This window comes from Halorhabdus sp. CUG00001 (assembly GCF_009797925.1).
In the GTDB taxonomy this organism is placed as follows: domain Archaea; phylum Halobacteriota; class Halobacteria; order Halobacteriales; family Haloarculaceae; genus Halorhabdus.
This window is the reverse complement of sequence record NZ_VOLB01000001.1, coordinates 2,409,967-2,424,467: the sequence shown is the minus strand read 5'-3', so window position 1 is coordinate 2,424,467 and position 14,501 is coordinate 2,409,967. Positions and strand designations below refer to the sequence as shown.

Sequence of the window (14,501 nt, the reverse complement as noted above, 5' to 3'; positions counted from 1 at the left end):
GGCGACAGTCGGGAGTGTCGCCTGCGGGGGCGAGGACCCAGGGCCTACAGCAGTGCCCCGGCGGCGGCGATGGCTTCCTCGCTGGCGAACCCGAAGGCGGGCAAGAGAAGTACCGTCACGACTGCCGCGACGATGATGGCCACATAGAGGCCAAGCGGATAAGAGTCGATCTCGAAGTCCTGGCTCGGTTCTTCGATCCACAGCGCCTTGACGACCCGGGCGTAGTAGAACAGGCTGAGGGCGCTGGCGATCGCCCCGACCGCCGCCAGCCACCACAAGCCCGCACCGACCGCTGCGCCAAAGAGGACGTACTTCGAGAGGAAGCCAGCCCCGACGGGCAGGCCCGCGAGGCTGAACAGGAAGATCGTCATCGCCACGGAGGCAACCGGAGCCTCCGTTGCCAGCCCGTTGTAGTCCTCGAAGGTCCGGCCGACGTCCCAGTACTCGGCGAGGCCGACGAACAGGAACGCACCCGTATTCATGAACCCGTAGACCAGCAGGTGGAGCATGCCGGCCCCAAGCACGAGATCAGCGTTGGCTGTTGGCGTCAGGGCCGCAAGCGCGATCAGCACGTACCCGGCGTGGCCGATCGAGGAGTAAGCGAGCATTCGCTTGACCGACTCCTGGGTCGCGGCGGCGAAGTTGCCAAGGACCATCGTGACGACCGCAAGCGCCTGGAAGAGGACGAGCCAGTCGATGGTCGTCGCCACGGCTTCGATCGGGAACGCCGTCGTGAAGATCCGGAACGCCAGGATGAACCCGGCGGCCTTCGAGGCCGAGGAGATGAACGCCGAGATTGGCGTCGGCGCACCCTCGTAGGCTTCCGGCGCCCAGAAGTGGAACGGGACGCTCGCGGTCTTGAACGCGACGCCACCGGTGACCATCACGATCCCGACACCCAGGACGCCGGGTAATGCAGTCGGGTCGACCGCGGCCGCCACAGCGTCGAACTGGAGGGACCCGGTCGCGCCGTAGATCAGACTGATCCCGTAAGCGAAAATCGCCGAGGAGAGGGCACCGATCAAGAAGTACTTCAGCCCGGCCTCGACACTACCGCGGTTGTCCTTGAGGTAAGCAACCAGGGCGTAGGACGGGAGACTCGACAGTTCGAGGGCGAGGAAGGCCGTCGCGAAACTGTCGACGGCGCCCAGCAGCGTCATCCCCGTAGCTGCCAGGAAGAGCAACGAGAAGTACTCCGCCTGGTGGGGCTCGTCTCTGATGTAATCGTAACTCCCGAGCACGACTAGGGCGAGGACGCTGGCGACGATCGTCCCCAGCACTAGCGTCATCCCATCGACCATCAGCTGGCCGCCGAACAGCTCGATTGCCGGACTCTGGCCGGTTCCCGCGAGCAGGTACCAGACGTTGAACGCGAGGGCGGAAAGCGCACCGACCAGTCCCACGGCGGTCAACAGTACCGGACTCGTCGTGTCAGGTTCCGGTTCGATGCTGTCGATCAGGAACAACACGAGTGCGGTCACAGCGAGGACGAGCGCGGGTGCCAGTGCGGCCCACGTCGGCAGTTCGATCGCCGCCATCAGACACCACCCCCCAGCGTGAGGATCGGACGAACCGCATCTTGAATCATCCCGTAAAAGAGGTCAGGGGCAACCCCCAGGGCGATCACGCAGGCAAGCAACACCACCAGCGGCGCGACGTCTTCGAGCGGTGCCCGACCGAGGTCGTAGTCCGTCTCCAAGTCGAACGGACCAAAGAGCGTCCGCTGCATCGCGAGGAGCAGGTAGCCGGCGACGATGACGATGCCGAACATCGCCAGGGCGGTGAAGATCGGCGCGCCCGGCAACACGGTCGAGGGGAACGCCCCGAGGAAGATCAGCACCTCGGCGGCGAACCCGCTCATGAGGGGCAGCCCCATGTAGCCAAAGGCTGCGGCGACGAAGATGCCAACCGTCACGGGCATCCGATCGGCGAGCCCGGACATGTCACCGACCATCCGCGTGTGGGTCTGATTGTAGATGACACCGACAGTCATGAACATCAACCCGGAGATGAACCCGTGACTGACCATCTGGAAGGTCGCCCCGCCGACGCCGTGGACGGTGTAGGCGATCAGGCCCAGCAGGACGTACCCCATCGACGAGATCGACGAATAGGCGACGATCCGTTTGAGATCACGTTGTGCCAGCGCGAGCAAGGCACCGTAGATCACACTGACGACGGCGAAGATCGCGATGATCTCCGCGTTGGCTTTCGCAACATCGGGCAGCATGGTGAAATTGAACCGCAACAGGGCATAGGTCCCCATCTTCAGGAGGACACCAGCCAGTAGCACCGACACCGGCGTCGGCGCTTCGACGTGGGCGTCGGGCAGCCAGGTGTGGAACGGCACCATCGGAACCTTGACCGCGAAGCCGGCGAACATAGCGATGAAGGCCGCACCCTTCAGTGCACCCGGGCCGAGTCCGGCCAGCCCCGAGAGAGCACCCGGTTCCTGCAGCGCCTGTGTGATCTCCGGGAGGCCAAGCGTCGTGACGCTATCGCCCAGCCCGAAGACCAGGGCGATGAAGCCGATGAACATCGCCAGGCTGGCGACGTTCGTGTAGACGAAGAACTTGATCGCGGCGTACTTCCGGCGCGGACCGCCCCAGATCGCGATCAGGAAGTACATCGGCACCAGTACGACTTCCCAGAAGACGAACCACAGGAAAAAATCCAGGGCCGCGAACACACCCAGTAGGCCCGCTTCCAGCAACAGGACGAGGGCGTAAAACTGGGATTGTCGCTCGTCGATCGGCGTCCAAGCCGAGACGATCGCTGCGGTCGTGAGGATCGTCGTCAGGATGACCAGGGGCAGGCTCACGCCGTCCAGCCCGACGTGCCACTGGAGCTGATAGCCCGCCAGGCCAAGCCATTCGATCGTGGTCTCGAAGGCAGGATTGTTTCCGAGCAGGGCGTTGCTCGCCCCCTCGAAGGCCGACCACAGGTAGAGGCTGCCTAACAGTGGGACGAGGCTAATCGCCGCGGCCAACTTCCCGGCATAGCGGTTGGGTGCGACCGCGACGACTCCGGCACCGACCAGTACGCTCACGAGGAGAGCCTCGAGCAGCATTCAGAACCACCCCCCGTAGACGCCGAGGACGACCAGAATAACGACCAGTCCCAGCGTGAGTAGGGTAGCGTAATGGGTGACGATCCCCGACTGGATGCGCCGGACGCGCTCGCTGGCAAACAGACTCACGCTGCTGGTTGCGTTGACGACCCCGTCGATGACGCTCTGATCGAACGTGTCCGCTTTCCGCGACAGCGGCAGCGTCACGTCTTCTGCGAGCCAGACCTGATATTCGTCCTGATAGTAGTTGTTCATGAGCAGCGTCTTCAGCGAGCCGAGTTTGTCGGTGTGTTCCTCGGGGCTCGGGACAGCGTACAGCCGATAAGCAATCCCGGCACCCAGCAGCGCCAGTCCGAGCGAAACCGCCGCGCCCGCGAGGACGGTTCCAGTTTCACCCAGTGGGTTGGCGGCCGTGTAGCCCGCGAACTCGTGCATCAGGCCGTGGTCGCCGGTGTAGTGGTGGACGGCCGTTCCGAACGAATCGGGAGCCTTGTCCAGCCAGTCGTGTAAGAAGGTCAGATGGACGCCGGTGACCTTCTCGATCGGCGCGAGGTTGATGACGCCCGCGACGGCCGCCAGGATCCCCAGCACGGCCAGTGGAAGCTTGACGTTCCAGCGGACGCCGTGGGGATCCTCGGCCGTCTCGGTCCGGGGTTCACCGTGGAAGGTCAAAAAGACCATCCGGAAGGTGTAGAAGCCGGTGAAGGCGACGGCCAGCAGGCCCATCGCGTAGCCCGCGAGCAGGAGTGGGTTGCCGCCCAGCCCGTGGATCAGCGTCTCGTAGAGCACCTCGTCTTTCGACCAGAAGCCGGCGAAGGGGAAGATACCCGCAAGCGCCAGCGAGCCCGAGAGGAACGCGTAGTAGGTGACGGGCATCTTCTCTTTGAGCCCGCCCATGTCCCACATGTTCTCGTTGTGGTGCATGGCGATGATGACCGCGCCGGCTCCCAGGAACAGGAGTGCCTTGAAGATCGCGTGGGTGGTCAGATGGAAGACCGCAGCGACGTACCCGCCGCCACCCAGCGCGAGCATCATGTACCCGTACTGGCTGATGGTCGAATACGCCAGCACCTGCTTGAGTTCCTGTTTGACCAGGGCCATCGAGGCCGCAAACAGGGCGGTGAACCCACCGACGAGCGCGATCACGCCCAGTGCGGTCGGGGACAGCAGGTAGAACCCGTACATCCGCGCGACCAGATAGACCCCGGCGGCGACCATCGTCGCCGCGTGGATGAGTGCCGAGACGGGCGTCGGACCCTCCATCGCGTCAGGCAGCCACGTGTGCAGCGGGAACTGGGCGGACTTACCGATCACACCGCCCAACACGAGCAGGCCGAGCACCGTGAACCAGGCCTGTTCGCCCAGGCCGAAGTACGTCGTTACGCTGTGTTCGCCAGCGAGGGCCTGCTCGGCTAGGTGCGGGAAGCTCTCGGTACCGGCGAACATGCCGGTCCCGAAGGTGGCGAAGATCCCGACGGTTCCGACGAGGAAGAAGTAGTCCCCGAAGCGAGTCACGAGGAAGGCCTTTTTCGCCGCCGAGGGCGGTCCCTCCTCGCGGAACCAGAAACCGATCAGCAGGTACGAACAGAGCCCAACCAGCTCGAAGAACATGAACGCCATCAGAAGGTTGTCCGCGAGGACAAAGGCAAGCATGCTAAAGGAGAACAGGCCGAGTTCGGCGTAGTATCGCGGCAGACCGGTCTCGCCCTCGTCGTTCATGTAGCCAAGCGAGAAGACGAACACCAGTAGGGCGATCAGCGAGACGATGACCAACATGAGCGCCGACAGCGGGTCGATCAAGACGCCCAGATGCAGCGTGAGCGCCTCCTGGCCCGCAACGAACGTATAGAGGTCAGCGTTGTAGGTCTGGCCGCCCGCGACGGTCACGAGCGACCAGATCGAGAGGACGAGCGAGCCGGTCAGGGCCGTGATGCCGGCCAGGGCGCCACGTTTGGGGAGATACTTCCCGCCGAACAGCGCAACCACGAACGCTGCAAGCGGTAACAGTGCGATCGCCGGCGCGAAGTCGAATGCTCCTGTCATGTTACCTCCGCATCGTCGTCGGTACCGTCACGTCGATATCTCCGAAGTTCCGGTCCAACACGAGGATGATACCCAGTCCGATCGCGACCTCGGCGGCCGCCAGGGCCATCACCAGCAGGGCAAACACCTGCCCCGTGAGATTCCCGTAGTGGAGTGAGAAAGCCACGAGATTGATGTTCGCGGCGTTGAGCATCAACTCGACGGACATCAAGAACATGAGGGCGTTCGAGCGAGCCATGACGCCGAAGACGCCAATCGCGAAGACGGCCGCCGAGAGCATCAAATAGTGGACGACACCGACCATCACTCCTCACCCCCCTCGCGAAGCCGGTCCAGTACTGACCCTTCTTCGCGCCGTGCAAGTAGAATCGCCCCGTCGAGGGCGGCATCGAGCACGATCGCGATGAGGATAAACGAAACCAAGAACCCCTCGGTCACCAGCGGTGACTGCCCGGCCATATCGAACAGGGCGTAGCCGAGCCCGGCAGTGATACTCGCGCCGGCTTCGAAGCCCGCGGCCGCCGGGAACGTCGCGGTGAGAAACACTGCTGTGAGCACGGCAAACAGTGCGAGGGCGGCCACCGCGCCGACGGGATTGAGATCGCCAGCCAAGCGGGGACGGCTCACTGTCTCACCCCGCGTTGGGCTGGTTCGGCGTCGCCGTTGCTCTCCCGCATCAGCATGACGGCGAAGGTGATCAGGATGAGCACGCCGCCGACGTATACCAGGACCTGCATCGCCGCGACGAACGGTGCCTGGGTCATGACGTAGTGGACGGCGACGCTGAGTAGCGCCACGCCGAGCAACAGCGCCGAGTGCCAGACATCCCGGACGAGGACGACGCCCAGGCTGGCCCCGACGGTCGTCAGCGCAAAAAGCCCAAACGTGACTGTCTCGAGTACTCCCATGCTAGGTGCCTTTGCGCCCGCCCGCCCTTTGAAGATTTCTTTATCACGTAAAGATTCCGGCAATTTCGGCCGCCATCGGCCACGTTGGCCCGTAACGCGCCGAAATTGGCCCTTGTAGCCGGGTGGCGGCTGTCGATCAGTAATCCCCGAGAACCCCCAGACTGCGTGCCCGTCGGGTCGTCAAGACGAATCCCAGGTAGCCGAGTGCGACGTAGCCGACGGCCGTCCCCAGAAGCACCGCCAGGGCGATGGGCTCGAACTCCCAGAGCCGCACGTTGTCGGTCATCGCCTGCTGGAGCATCGTGCTTGACTGGGCCAGGGGCAGCAACGCCGCCCAGGGGATCTCGAACGCCGGCGCGGAGATCAGCCCGATGAACGCAAACTGCAAGAGGTTCGTGACGTTGCTGATCCGCTTGTACAACACGCCAAGACCGCCCATCGCGAGGCCGATACCAAGCACCGATGCGACGCCGAGAGCGGCGATCACGACGATCGTCAGAGCGTGTACGTTCAGGGCCGTCCCGGTCATCAGTAACATCAACGCGAGGACGACCGAGGACGTGAGAAACGTTCGCAACAGGACGGCAACCGCCTTGGCTGCCATCACCGGCCCGAACCCAAACGGCGTCATGTAGTGGCGTTCGAGAGTGCCCCAACTGGCCTCCGACTGGACAGCACGCATTGCCCCCATGTAGGCCCCTTGAGAGAGCGTCCACAGAAAATAGCCCACGATCAGCCCTTCGATCGTGTCGGTCAGTGCCTGGCCCGCGATCATCTGTCCGCCATAGAACAGCAACGCGAAGAAGAACACGGTCACCACGACCCCCAGGACAGCGTTGACGGGGTAGCGAAGCCAGATCAGCAGATCCCGATAAATCACCGCCCGAATCAAGTGATAGTATCCACCGGACCGAGTGGGCGAAGGACCGTCTGTCCCCTCGCCGTCGCCGCGATTGGTAGCTGTCACGATTCCGGCCTCCCGCCCCCGACAGGCGACACCGCACCGTTCGTCCCGTGTCCGTTGCCAGTGACCTCCAGAAATACCTCGTCGAGATCGGGTTGGACCGTTTCGACACCGGCAAGCTGGACGTCTGCCGCCTCCAGTCGGTCCATTAGCCGGTAGAACGTCGCTGAATCCGCTGCGACTTCGAACGCGGTTCGGTCGCCCAGCCGTTCGACGGCCGTGACATCGAAGTCCGCGCACAATGTGTCGATCGTCGTGTCTGCAATATCGCGGGCGGTAACTCGGTACCCCGTCGTTTCGAACTCCTCGAGTAGGTTCTGAACGGTATCGTCGACGATGATTCGCCCGTCGTTCATGATGATGACCCGATCACAGACGGCCTCGATGACGTCCATATCGTGGCTCGACACCAAGAGCGTCAGATCACGTTCCTCGGCGAGACGAACCAGTTCCCGCCGGATCGTCATCGAACTCTCGATGTCAAGCCCGAGGGTTGGCTCGTCGAGAAACGCGACCGAGACGTCACTCGCGAGCACGCTCGCCAGCGAGACTTTCTGTTTCATCCCTCGCGAAAGCTCCCGGACCTGTGTGTCGGCTTTCGCCTCGATCTCGAGGGCCGCAAGCAGCTCGGTGTGGCGCTCGTCTAAGGTATCGGGGTCGTGTCCCCTAATCGCGGCAAAATAGCGGAGGTTCTCTCGGACGGTCAGTCGCCAGTAGTCGTTGCGTGCACCCTCCAACATCGCGTCGACGTGCTCGTAGGCGCGCCGTGGGCGATCATACACGTCGATGCCCTGGATCCGGACATCACCGGTGTCGGGGACGACCAGCCCCAGAATCGACTTGATCGTAGTCGTCTTTCCCGCGCCGTTCGGACCGAGTAGCCCGACCACTTCGCCGGGCTCGACCGCGAAGGACACGTCCTCGACGGCGGTGACTGCCTCCTCGCCACTGCCGAACGTTTTGGACAGTCCATCGACGGCTAAGGCAGCTCCCTCGTCGTTTTTGCCCACGTCGTCGCTCGCGCACCGACTGGACGGTGCCTCTGCTGTAGAAGCCTGCTTTGGGGGGTGTGGCGGGCGGCCCATCGATATCGTGCCGGGGTTGACAACCCGGTCACCTAAAGGTGTCTCTGTGAGAGTGACCGAAGGTAGCTGCCCATCTTGGAGTTCTCGTCGCTCGCAGCACCCCGAACTCGTCGCCCCGCGTTCGGTCAGCTTGGGGTGTTATCGGACTTCCCGTTCGAAGACGAGACCGACTGTCGTGCCGCCTTGGGCAACTGTCTCGCTGAGTTGCCACCCTTCGGATGCGTACTCGTTGATGATCGCATCCAGGTCACCGATCGATTGTTTGGACGCCTCCGTTTCGTGGACGGTGTATACGTATTGTTGGTCCGACATACCCGAGACAACGGACGCCAGAGGCAAAAAGGGCGACCTGAGTCCCAATTCGATGGCGCCTTGCCGAGCACTCGACGGTTGGCTCGTTTTTCGAGCTACCGTAACCGTGACCGTCGACGCCAACGACGGTCCCGGGCCGATGGGAGTGCCAGTGCGCATTTCAGGCCCGGCCAGCAGTATGATGCATGGAGCTTTCGGTCTTCCTCGTCGTCGCCCTGGCGTTGCTGGTTGGCGGCGTCGTGGGCAGTTTCGTCCCGATGGTCCCGGCGGGCTTGCTCTCGATCGGCGGCATCGCCGTCTACTGGTGGAACACGGGCTACGTCACGCCGGGGCCGCTCGTCTTCGCCGGGTTCGTCGCCGTCGGCTTGCTGGTCGTCGTGGTCGACTATCTGGCCGGCGTGATCGCCGCGAAGGTCGGCGGCGCCTCGGCGCTGAGTAGTCTGGCCGGGGGCCTCGTCGGTTTTGCGCTGTTCTTCGTGCTTGGCCCGGTCGGTATCGTGCTCGGGATCACGGCTACCGTCTTCGCGCTCGAACTCTACCGTGGGAACGCTCGCAACGAGAGTCTCCGAGCCGCCGTGTACGCACTCGTCGGAACCCTTGGCTCAAGCGTGATGCAGTTCGTGTTGACGCTATCGATGCTGGTGGCCTTTCTCGTTCTGCTCGTCGTCTGAGGGCGCGGAAAGACACCCACATGGGGCGCAACATGTATGGCGAGTAAGCCTGTAGAATCACGTATGGCAACTGACGAGGCTCCCATGGAAACGACGGTCAGCGACCGGGGGATGGTTACCATCCCGGCGGACCTCCGCCGGCGTCTCGACATCGAACCGGGCGACAAACTCCGGTGGGAGACCGATGCGGAGGGAGAGCTTTCGGTCGAAGTCGTCCAGCAGCGCTACGGCGCTTTCGACGATTTCGAGCCGGTGGCAATGGGTGGGGGCGGGTCCGAATCCCACGACATTGCCGGTCACGAAGACGATCCCGCGCTGTCGGAGACGAACTGATGGCAGTCGCAGTTATCGATACGGGTGTTCTCATCGGGATGGCAGACGCTGACGACGAACACCACGACGTTGCCATGGAGATTGTTCGTGGTATGGATCATGGCGACCTCCCAGCCGGCCGGGTGACAAACTACGTTGCACTTGAAACACTGAACTGGATACAGTCCCGGAAACGGCATGAAAAGGCCGTGGAGACGTACAAACGTTTGAATCAGTCAGCCGGATTCGAGGTGCGCCACGCTGCACAAAAGGACTTTACCAACGCTATCAAGCTCTTCGAAACTCACGCAGGACTGTCGTTCGGTGATGCGACGATCGCCGCGTACATGCAACGAGAGGGGATCGAATACCTGTACTCGTTCGACGACGACTTCGACGCGATCGAGCACATCACGCGGCTGGAAACTGCCGATGATCCGTCCGATTGATCGCCCACCACCGTTTTCTGCGTCGGGTGCGCCTCCGGCGCACCGCTCGTTGAAAAATCTGGACCAAAAATAACTCGACTCCGCTTCGCTCCGTCGAGCGAAACGCGGCCTCCGGCCGCGTATGCGCTATTGATAGTCGACTTCGCCGTCGCCTTCACCGACCCAGCTACCGCGATCCGGTTCCCGCGACTCTAGCGGATCGACACCCTCCACCTTTTTCTGCGTCGGGTGCGCCTTCGGCGCACCGCTCCTTGAAAAATCTGGACCAAAAATAACTCGACTCCGCTTCGCTCCGTCGAGCGAAACGCGGCCTCCGGCCGCGTATGCGCTATTGATAGTCGACTTCGCCTTCGCCCTCGCCGACCCAACTACCGCGATCCGGTTCCCGCGACTCCAGCGGATCGATGTCTTTGTACCACGGGACGTTCTTGAGTTGCTCCTTGTTGTAGGCCAGATCGTCCTTGGTGTCGCCGGTGAACTCGAAGTTCTGGGTCAGGACGATGGCGTCGGTCGGACAGACTTCCTCACAGAGTCGACAGTAGATACACTGGCCGACGTGGAGGTTGTACTGCTCGCCGTTGCGCTGGTCGTCCATGACGATCTGGATGGTGTCGTTCGGACAGACGTTCTCACACTGGCGACACCAGATACACCGCTCTTGGCTGTACTTGTGGACGCCCCGGAAGCGCGGACTCACTTCGGGGGCCTCCTCGGGATACTTCACGGTGAAGGTCTTGCCGTCCAGTGCGTGTTTCATCGTCGTCGCCATGCCTTTGAGAATGCCAATCATTGGAATCTCCCTCCGAGTAGGGTCGGGACAGTCATCAGGCGATCACCCCGACGATGGCCGCCGTCAACAGCAGATTCGCCAGCGAGAGCACGAGCATCCCTTTCCAGCCGATCTCGATCAACTGATCGATGCGCACCCGCGGGAGTGCCGAGCGTGCCCACTGGGTGAGCAGGAACACGCCCCAGATCTTGATCAAGAACCAGACGATCCCCGGTAGGACCGGCCCAGCCGGGCCGCCCAGGAACAGCGTGGCGATGATCGCCCCGCCGAGGAAAATGTGAATGAACTCCCCGAGATAGAACAGGACGAAGTAGACGCTCGAATATTCGGTCTGGTAGCCGGCGACGATCTCGGTCGGTGCCTCGGGAATGTCGAAAGGATTGCGCCCGACTTCCGCGAGATTGGCCATCAGGAACAACGCGAACGCGAAGGGATTGACGAACGCGAACCACTGTGGGATCGAAATCCCCGCGATCGTGACGAGGGTCGCCTGCTGGGCTCCGACGATCGTCCCCGGAGCGTTGACGTTCCCCAACTGGAGCGTTCCAGCGAAGATGACGACCGACGCGCCCGTCAGCACGAGCGGGATCTCGTAGGCGAGATTCTGTGCGACGGCCCGCAGGCCGCCCAGAAACGAGTACTTGTTGTTCGAAGCGTAGCCGGCCATCAGAAGGCCAAGCGTTGCGATCGAGGCGACGGCAAAGACGTACGCAAGCCCGATCTCGGGATCGGCCAGCTGGATGCCACTCCCCATGGGAATGACCGCGAACCCGAGCAGTGCCGAGCCGGCCAGAATGATCGGGGCGAAGTCGTAGGCCGGTCGGTCGACCTTCTCGGGAATGATCAATTCCTTCGAGAGCAGTCGCACCGCGTCGACGACGATCGTCCCGATCCCCGCCGGCCCGATCCGGTTGACCGAAACCCGATCGGTGAACGAAGCGGTGATCTTTCGCTTTGCCCACGGGCCGGCCAGTGCCGTGTTCAACAGGACGAACGTCCCGATGAGTCCGGCAGCCAGAAAGGCGACGACAAAGACGGCCAACGGCCCGGCCCCCTCCAGGCCAAGCACGCTCAACAGACGGTCGGTCAGCGTGATCGTCTGCAACGGGATCATCGATCGACCTCCCCCAACACGATGTCGAGACTGCCAAGCGAGGCGACCATGTCGGGGATGTACTCACCCTCGGACATGACCGGCAGCGTCTGGAGGTTCGAAAAGCAGGGGCTGCGGATCTTGAACCGGGCGGGCTTGTCTGTCCCGTCACTGCGGATGTAGATGCCCAGCTCACCTTTCGCCCCTTCGACGGCCCGGTAGATCTCCGTATCGGGGTCCGGGCGCAGGGTGCGGGGGACGTTCGACTGGATCTCGCGGTCGTCTTCGGGCCAGTCTTCGAGGAGGTCGGCACACTGCTTGATGATCTTCGCCGACTCCTCGACTTCTTGCATCCGAACGAGAACGCGAGAATAGTTGTCACAGCCGTCCTCGGTGACGACGTCCCAGTCGAGTTCGTCGTAGTAGCCGTAGGGATCGTCCCGCCGGAGATCGTAGTCGATCCCCGAGCCGCGGGCGACCGGCCCAGTCGCACCGTAGTTCTTTGCAGTCTCGGGCGAGAGATAGCCCGTATCCACACAGCGCAACTGGAAAATCTCGTTGCCCGTGATGAGGTTGTGATACTCGTCGAGTCGATCCGGAATCTCATCGAGGAAGTCCCGGACCTTTTCGAGGTACTCGTCGCGCGGTTCGGGGAGGTCCCAGGCGACCCCGCCCAGCCGGAAGTAGTTGAACATGAGCCGCTGACCAGTCAGGTCCTCTAAGAGGTTCTGGACGACTTCCCGATCGCGGACGGCGTACATGAAGATAGCCGTAAAGTCCCCGTAGACGTCCAGGCCGAAGGTCCCAACCGCGAGCAAGTGGGCGGCGATCCGCGTCAACTCCGCGCTCATCGTCCGCAGGACTTGCGCATATTCGGGGACGTCGATGTCCGCTAAGTCTTCGGCGGCCCGCGCGTAGGCCCACTCGTTGAGCAACCCGCCCGGCGTGTAGTCCCACCGGTCGGGGTAGGGCATGATCTGGTGGCGATAGGTGCCCTGTTGGCACATCTGCTCTTCGCTGCGATGGAGATACCCGATGTCGGGGTCCAGATCGACGATCTGCTCGCCGTCCAGCACCGTCTTGACGTGGAGGACGCCGTGTGTCGCGGGGTGGTGTGGCCCGACGTTGACGAACATCGTGTCCGAATCGTCGCTTGCGCGGTGGTCCTCTTGCAGTGGATTGGCGTGTTCGCGTAGCGAGACGATCTGGGGTTGCGTCTGGTCGTACCGCTCGGAGAGCGGGTGGCCCTGCCAGGTCTCGGGCAGGAGAATCCGTCGCAGGTCGGGGTGGCCTTCGTAGTGGATGCCGACGAGATCGTAGGCCTCCCGCTCGTGCCAGTCGGCCGTCTCGTAGACGCCCGCCGCCGACTGGCTGACCGGTTCGTCCTTGCTCGTCGGGACGACGACACTCAGCTCTTGGGTCGGATCGTCGTACTTCTTGAGGTGATAGATCGACTCGAAGCGATCGTCGTACTCCTGGGCCGTGACCGCCGAACAGTGATCGAAGCCGGCCTCCTCTTTCAGCGTCGAGAGGACGTCGACGACTTCGTCGGGCCGAATGACGAAGCCCTCGGCGTTGACGTGCTCTTCGCGATCGAGGACGTGGCCCTCGAGCAGTGCTTCGAGTGCGTCGTAGTCCAACCCGTCTTCGGTCACGCCGACGTCTGGCTCCGTTGGTGATCGTTCCTGGAGGCTCATTGCGCATCAGCCCAGTTGAACCGCATCACGAGGTCTTCCTCGTCGATCTGGTCGGCGAGGTGATCGACGAGTTCGTCACGTTCCAGATCACCGAACTCTTCGAGTTCGTACGGTTTGACGACCACCGGGGACGATTCGCCGTTGGCGATGCGTTCTTGCAGTTTCGCGACGCCATAGACCAGCGCTTCGGGCCGTGGTGGACAGCCGGGAACGTGGATGTCGATCGGGATGACCTCCTCGGCACCCTTCACGACGTTGTAGCCCTCTTGGAAGGGGCCCCCGGAGATCGTACACGAGCCCATGCCGATGACGAACTTTGGCTCTGGCACCTGGTCGTAGACGCGTTTCATCCGCGGGGCGAACTTCGAGACGATGGTCCCGGGGACGATCATCACGTCGGCCTGGCGCGGGGAGGCCCGCGGGACCCCCGCGTGGAAGCGATCGAGGTCGTGTTTGACGGCGTAGGTATGCATCATCTCGATCGAACAGCAGGCGATCCCGAACTGGAGCATGAACATCGACGAGCCCCGCACCCAGTTCATGAACTGGTCGAACTTCGTGAGGATGAACGGCGAGGAGCCAAAGGCTTCCCGCAGTCGGGAGTTGAAGCGGTCGTCGACGCCCTCGCCCATCCGGGCCTCACGCGTCGTTTTTAGGTCGGTACTCTCGGCCGGCGGTGTGTTGTCGCTGCTCATAACTCACTCGGTCAGTTCCTGTTGTGCGCGCGGACTCCGCACCCATTTGACGGCGCCGTTGCGCCACGCCCAGGCGAGGCCGACACCCAAGATCCCGATGAACAAGACCATCGGCAGCAGGGCCGGCCCGAGGCCGACGGCATCGACGGCGTCACCGTAGATGACTGTCCAGGGGAAGATGAGGACGGTCTCGATATCGAAGACGACGAACAGCAACGCGACCATGTAATACTGGATATTGAACCGGATCCGGGTATTGCCGGTCGGCACTTCGCCGCTCTCGTAGATGGCCCGCTTGCTGTCTTCGGGCACGCTCGGACGCAGCAGGGCCGAGACACTCATCATGCCGAGCGGGATCAACACCCCTACCAGCGCCAAGGCACCGATTGCGATCCAGGGATTGCTCATTCGG

17 protein-coding genes are annotated in these 14,501 nt (G+C 62.8%); 3 read left to right on the top strand and 14 right to left on the bottom strand.

What is annotated here, in order from left to right; genetic code table 11:
- Positions 1 to 44: 44 nt before the first annotated feature.
- From FR699_RS11990 to FR699_RS11950, 9 genes are all read right to left on the bottom strand, one after another.
- The gene (locus FR699_RS11990; RefSeq protein WP_158855547.1) at positions 45 to 1,538 is read right to left on the bottom strand and encodes an NADH-quinone oxidoreductase subunit N; all 1,494 of its coding nucleotides are present in this window, start codon (positions 1,536 to 1,538) and stop codon (positions 45 to 47) included.
- On the bottom strand, positions 1,538 to 3,070 hold the full coding sequence (locus FR699_RS11985) for a NuoM family protein (protein WP_154552544.1): 1,533 nt from the start codon (positions 3,068 to 3,070) through the stop codon (positions 1,538 to 1,540). The genes FR699_RS11990 and FR699_RS11985 overlap by 1 nt, the downstream gene beginning before the upstream one ends.
- Positions 3,071 to 5,113, bottom strand: a complete 2,043-nt coding sequence (gene nuoL, locus FR699_RS11980) for an NADH-quinone oxidoreductase subunit L (RefSeq protein ID WP_158855546.1) — start codon at positions 5,111 to 5,113, stop codon at positions 3,071 to 3,073.
- 1 nt (position 5,114) lies between these two features.
- Positions 5,115 to 5,417 (bottom strand): NADH-quinone oxidoreductase subunit NuoK, encoded by a 303-nt coding sequence (nuoK, locus tag FR699_RS11975; protein WP_199268318.1) that lies wholly within the window; start codon positions 5,415 to 5,417, stop codon positions 5,115 to 5,117.
- Positions 5,417 to 5,740 carry a hypothetical protein gene (locus FR699_RS11970; protein WP_158855545.1) on the bottom strand — a complete coding sequence of 108 codons (324 nt, stop codon included), beginning with the start codon at positions 5,738 to 5,740 and terminating at the stop codon, positions 5,417 to 5,419. Before FR699_RS11970 ends, nuoK begins: the two co-directional genes overlap by 1 nt.
- Positions 5,737 to 6,021, bottom strand: coding sequence for an NADH-quinone oxidoreductase subunit J (locus FR699_RS11965; protein WP_154552547.1), 285 nt, complete (start codon positions 6,019 to 6,021; stop codon positions 5,737 to 5,739). The genes FR699_RS11970 and FR699_RS11965 overlap by 4 nt, the downstream gene beginning before the upstream one ends.
- A 136-nt stretch (positions 6,022 to 6,157) precedes the next feature.
- Positions 6,158 to 6,988, bottom strand: a complete 831-nt coding sequence (locus FR699_RS11960) for an ABC transporter permease (protein ID WP_158855544.1) — start codon at positions 6,986 to 6,988, stop codon at positions 6,158 to 6,160.
- Entirely contained in the window at positions 6,985 to 8,070 is a 1,086-nt protein-coding gene (locus FR699_RS11955) for an ABC transporter ATP-binding protein (RefSeq protein WP_158855543.1), read from the bottom strand. Before FR699_RS11955 ends, FR699_RS11960 begins: the two co-directional genes overlap by 4 nt.
- A gap of 138 nt (positions 8,071 to 8,208) precedes the next feature.
- A complete protein-coding gene (locus tag FR699_RS11950) occupies positions 8,209 to 8,382 on the bottom strand; it encodes a DUF4177 domain-containing protein (protein WP_154552550.1) in 174 nt (57 codons plus the stop codon).
- Between the two features lie 185 nt (positions 8,383 to 8,567).
- Between FR699_RS11950 and FR699_RS11945 the strand changes: the two genes are divergently transcribed.
- The 3 genes from FR699_RS11945 to FR699_RS11935 all read left to right on the top strand — a co-directional run bounded on the left by FR699_RS11945 (position 8,568) and on the right by FR699_RS11935 (position 9,814).
- Positions 8,568 to 9,053, top strand: coding sequence for a DUF456 domain-containing protein (locus FR699_RS11945; RefSeq protein WP_158855542.1), 486 nt, complete (start codon positions 8,568 to 8,570; stop codon positions 9,051 to 9,053).
- A gap of 63 nt (positions 9,054 to 9,116) precedes the next feature.
- A complete protein-coding gene (locus FR699_RS11940; protein WP_154552552.1) occupies positions 9,117 to 9,386 on the top strand; it encodes an AbrB/MazE/SpoVT family DNA-binding domain-containing protein in 270 nt (89 codons plus the stop codon).
- Positions 9,386 to 9,814 carry a type II toxin-antitoxin system VapC family toxin gene (locus FR699_RS11935; RefSeq protein ID WP_158855541.1) on the top strand — a complete coding sequence of 143 codons (429 nt, stop codon included), beginning with the start codon at positions 9,386 to 9,388 and terminating at the stop codon, positions 9,812 to 9,814. Before FR699_RS11940 ends, FR699_RS11935 begins: the two co-directional genes overlap by 1 nt.
- Positions 9,815 to 10,142: 328 nt before the next feature.
- On the opposite strand, the gene FR699_RS11925 is transcribed toward FR699_RS11935, so the two are convergent.
- The 5 genes from FR699_RS11925 to FR699_RS11905 are packed head-to-tail and all read right to left on the bottom strand — an operon-like array spanning position 10,143 to position 14,497.
- A complete protein-coding gene (locus FR699_RS11925) occupies positions 10,143 to 10,604 on the bottom strand; it encodes an NADH-quinone oxidoreductase subunit I (RefSeq protein ID WP_154552554.1) in 462 nt (153 codons plus the stop codon).
- A gap of 34 nt (positions 10,605 to 10,638) precedes the next feature.
- Positions 10,639 to 11,718 carry a complex I subunit 1 family protein gene (locus FR699_RS11920; protein ID WP_158855540.1) on the bottom strand — a complete coding sequence of 360 codons (1,080 nt, stop codon included), beginning with the start codon at positions 11,716 to 11,718 and terminating at the stop codon, positions 10,639 to 10,641.
- Positions 11,715 to 13,394, bottom strand: coding sequence for an NADH-quinone oxidoreductase subunit D (locus FR699_RS11915; protein WP_158855539.1), 1,680 nt, complete (start codon positions 13,392 to 13,394; stop codon positions 11,715 to 11,717). The genes FR699_RS11920 and FR699_RS11915 overlap by 4 nt, the downstream gene beginning before the upstream one ends.
- Positions 13,391 to 14,089 carry an NADH-quinone oxidoreductase subunit B gene (locus tag FR699_RS11910; protein ID WP_154552557.1) on the bottom strand — a complete coding sequence of 233 codons (699 nt, stop codon included), beginning with the start codon at positions 14,087 to 14,089 and terminating at the stop codon, positions 13,391 to 13,393. The genes FR699_RS11915 and FR699_RS11910 overlap by 4 nt, the downstream gene beginning before the upstream one ends.
- 3 nt (positions 14,090 to 14,092) lie before the next feature.
- Complete coding sequence (locus FR699_RS11905) at positions 14,093 to 14,497, bottom strand: NADH-quinone oxidoreductase subunit A (protein WP_158855538.1); 405 nt, start codon at positions 14,495 to 14,497, stop codon at positions 14,093 to 14,095.
- Positions 14,498 to 14,501: the final 4 nt, after the last annotated feature.

What these genes read in the sequence shown, in the direction of transcription:
- FR699_RS11990 (WP_158855547.1), bottom strand. Translation starts at nt 1,538, where the DNA reads ATGGCGGCGATCGAACTGCCGACGTGGGCCGCACTGGCACCCGCGCTC.
- FR699_RS11985 (WP_154552544.1), bottom strand. Translation starts at nt 3,070, where the DNA reads ATGCTGCTCGAGGCTCTCCTCGTGAGCGTACTGGTCGGTGCCGGAGTC.
- nuoL (WP_158855546.1), bottom strand. Translation starts at nt 5,113, where the DNA reads ATGACAGGAGCATTCGACTTCGCGCCGGCGATCGCACTGTTACCGCTT.
- nuoK (WP_199268318.1), bottom strand. Translation starts at nt 5,417, where the DNA reads ATGGTCGGTGTCGTCCACTATTTGATGCTCTCGGCGGCCGTCTTCGCG.
- FR699_RS11965 (WP_154552547.1), bottom strand. Translation starts at nt 6,021, where the DNA reads ATGGGAGTACTCGAGACAGTCACGTTTGGGCTTTTTGCGCTGACGACC.
- FR699_RS11955 (WP_158855543.1), bottom strand. Translation starts at nt 8,070, where the DNA reads ATGGGCCGCCCGCCACACCCCCCAAAGCAGGCTTCTACAGCAGAGGCA.
- FR699_RS11950 (WP_154552550.1), bottom strand. Translation starts at nt 8,382, where the DNA reads ATGTCGGACCAACAATACGTATACACCGTCCACGAAACGGAGGCGTCC.
- FR699_RS11945 (WP_158855542.1), top strand. Translation starts at nt 8,568, where the DNA reads ATGGAGCTTTCGGTCTTCCTCGTCGTCGCCCTGGCGTTGCTGGTTGGC.
- FR699_RS11940 (WP_154552552.1), top strand. Translation starts at nt 9,117, where the DNA reads ATGGCAACTGACGAGGCTCCCATGGAAACGACGGTCAGCGACCGGGGG.
- FR699_RS11935 (WP_158855541.1), top strand. Translation starts at nt 9,386, where the DNA reads ATGGCAGTCGCAGTTATCGATACGGGTGTTCTCATCGGGATGGCAGAC.
- FR699_RS11925 (WP_154552554.1), bottom strand. Translation starts at nt 10,604, where the DNA reads ATGATTGGCATTCTCAAAGGCATGGCGACGACGATGAAACACGCACTG.
- FR699_RS11920 (WP_158855540.1), bottom strand. Translation starts at nt 11,718, where the DNA reads ATGATCCCGTTGCAGACGATCACGCTGACCGACCGTCTGTTGAGCGTG.
- FR699_RS11915 (WP_158855539.1), bottom strand. Translation starts at nt 13,394, where the DNA reads ATGAGCCTCCAGGAACGATCACCAACGGAGCCAGACGTCGGCGTGACC.
- FR699_RS11910 (WP_154552557.1), bottom strand. Translation starts at nt 14,089, where the DNA reads ATGAGCAGCGACAACACACCGCCGGCCGAGAGTACCGACCTAAAAACG.
- FR699_RS11905 (WP_158855538.1), bottom strand. Translation starts at nt 14,497, where the DNA reads ATGAGCAATCCCTGGATCGCAATCGGTGCCTTGGCGCTGGTAGGGGTG.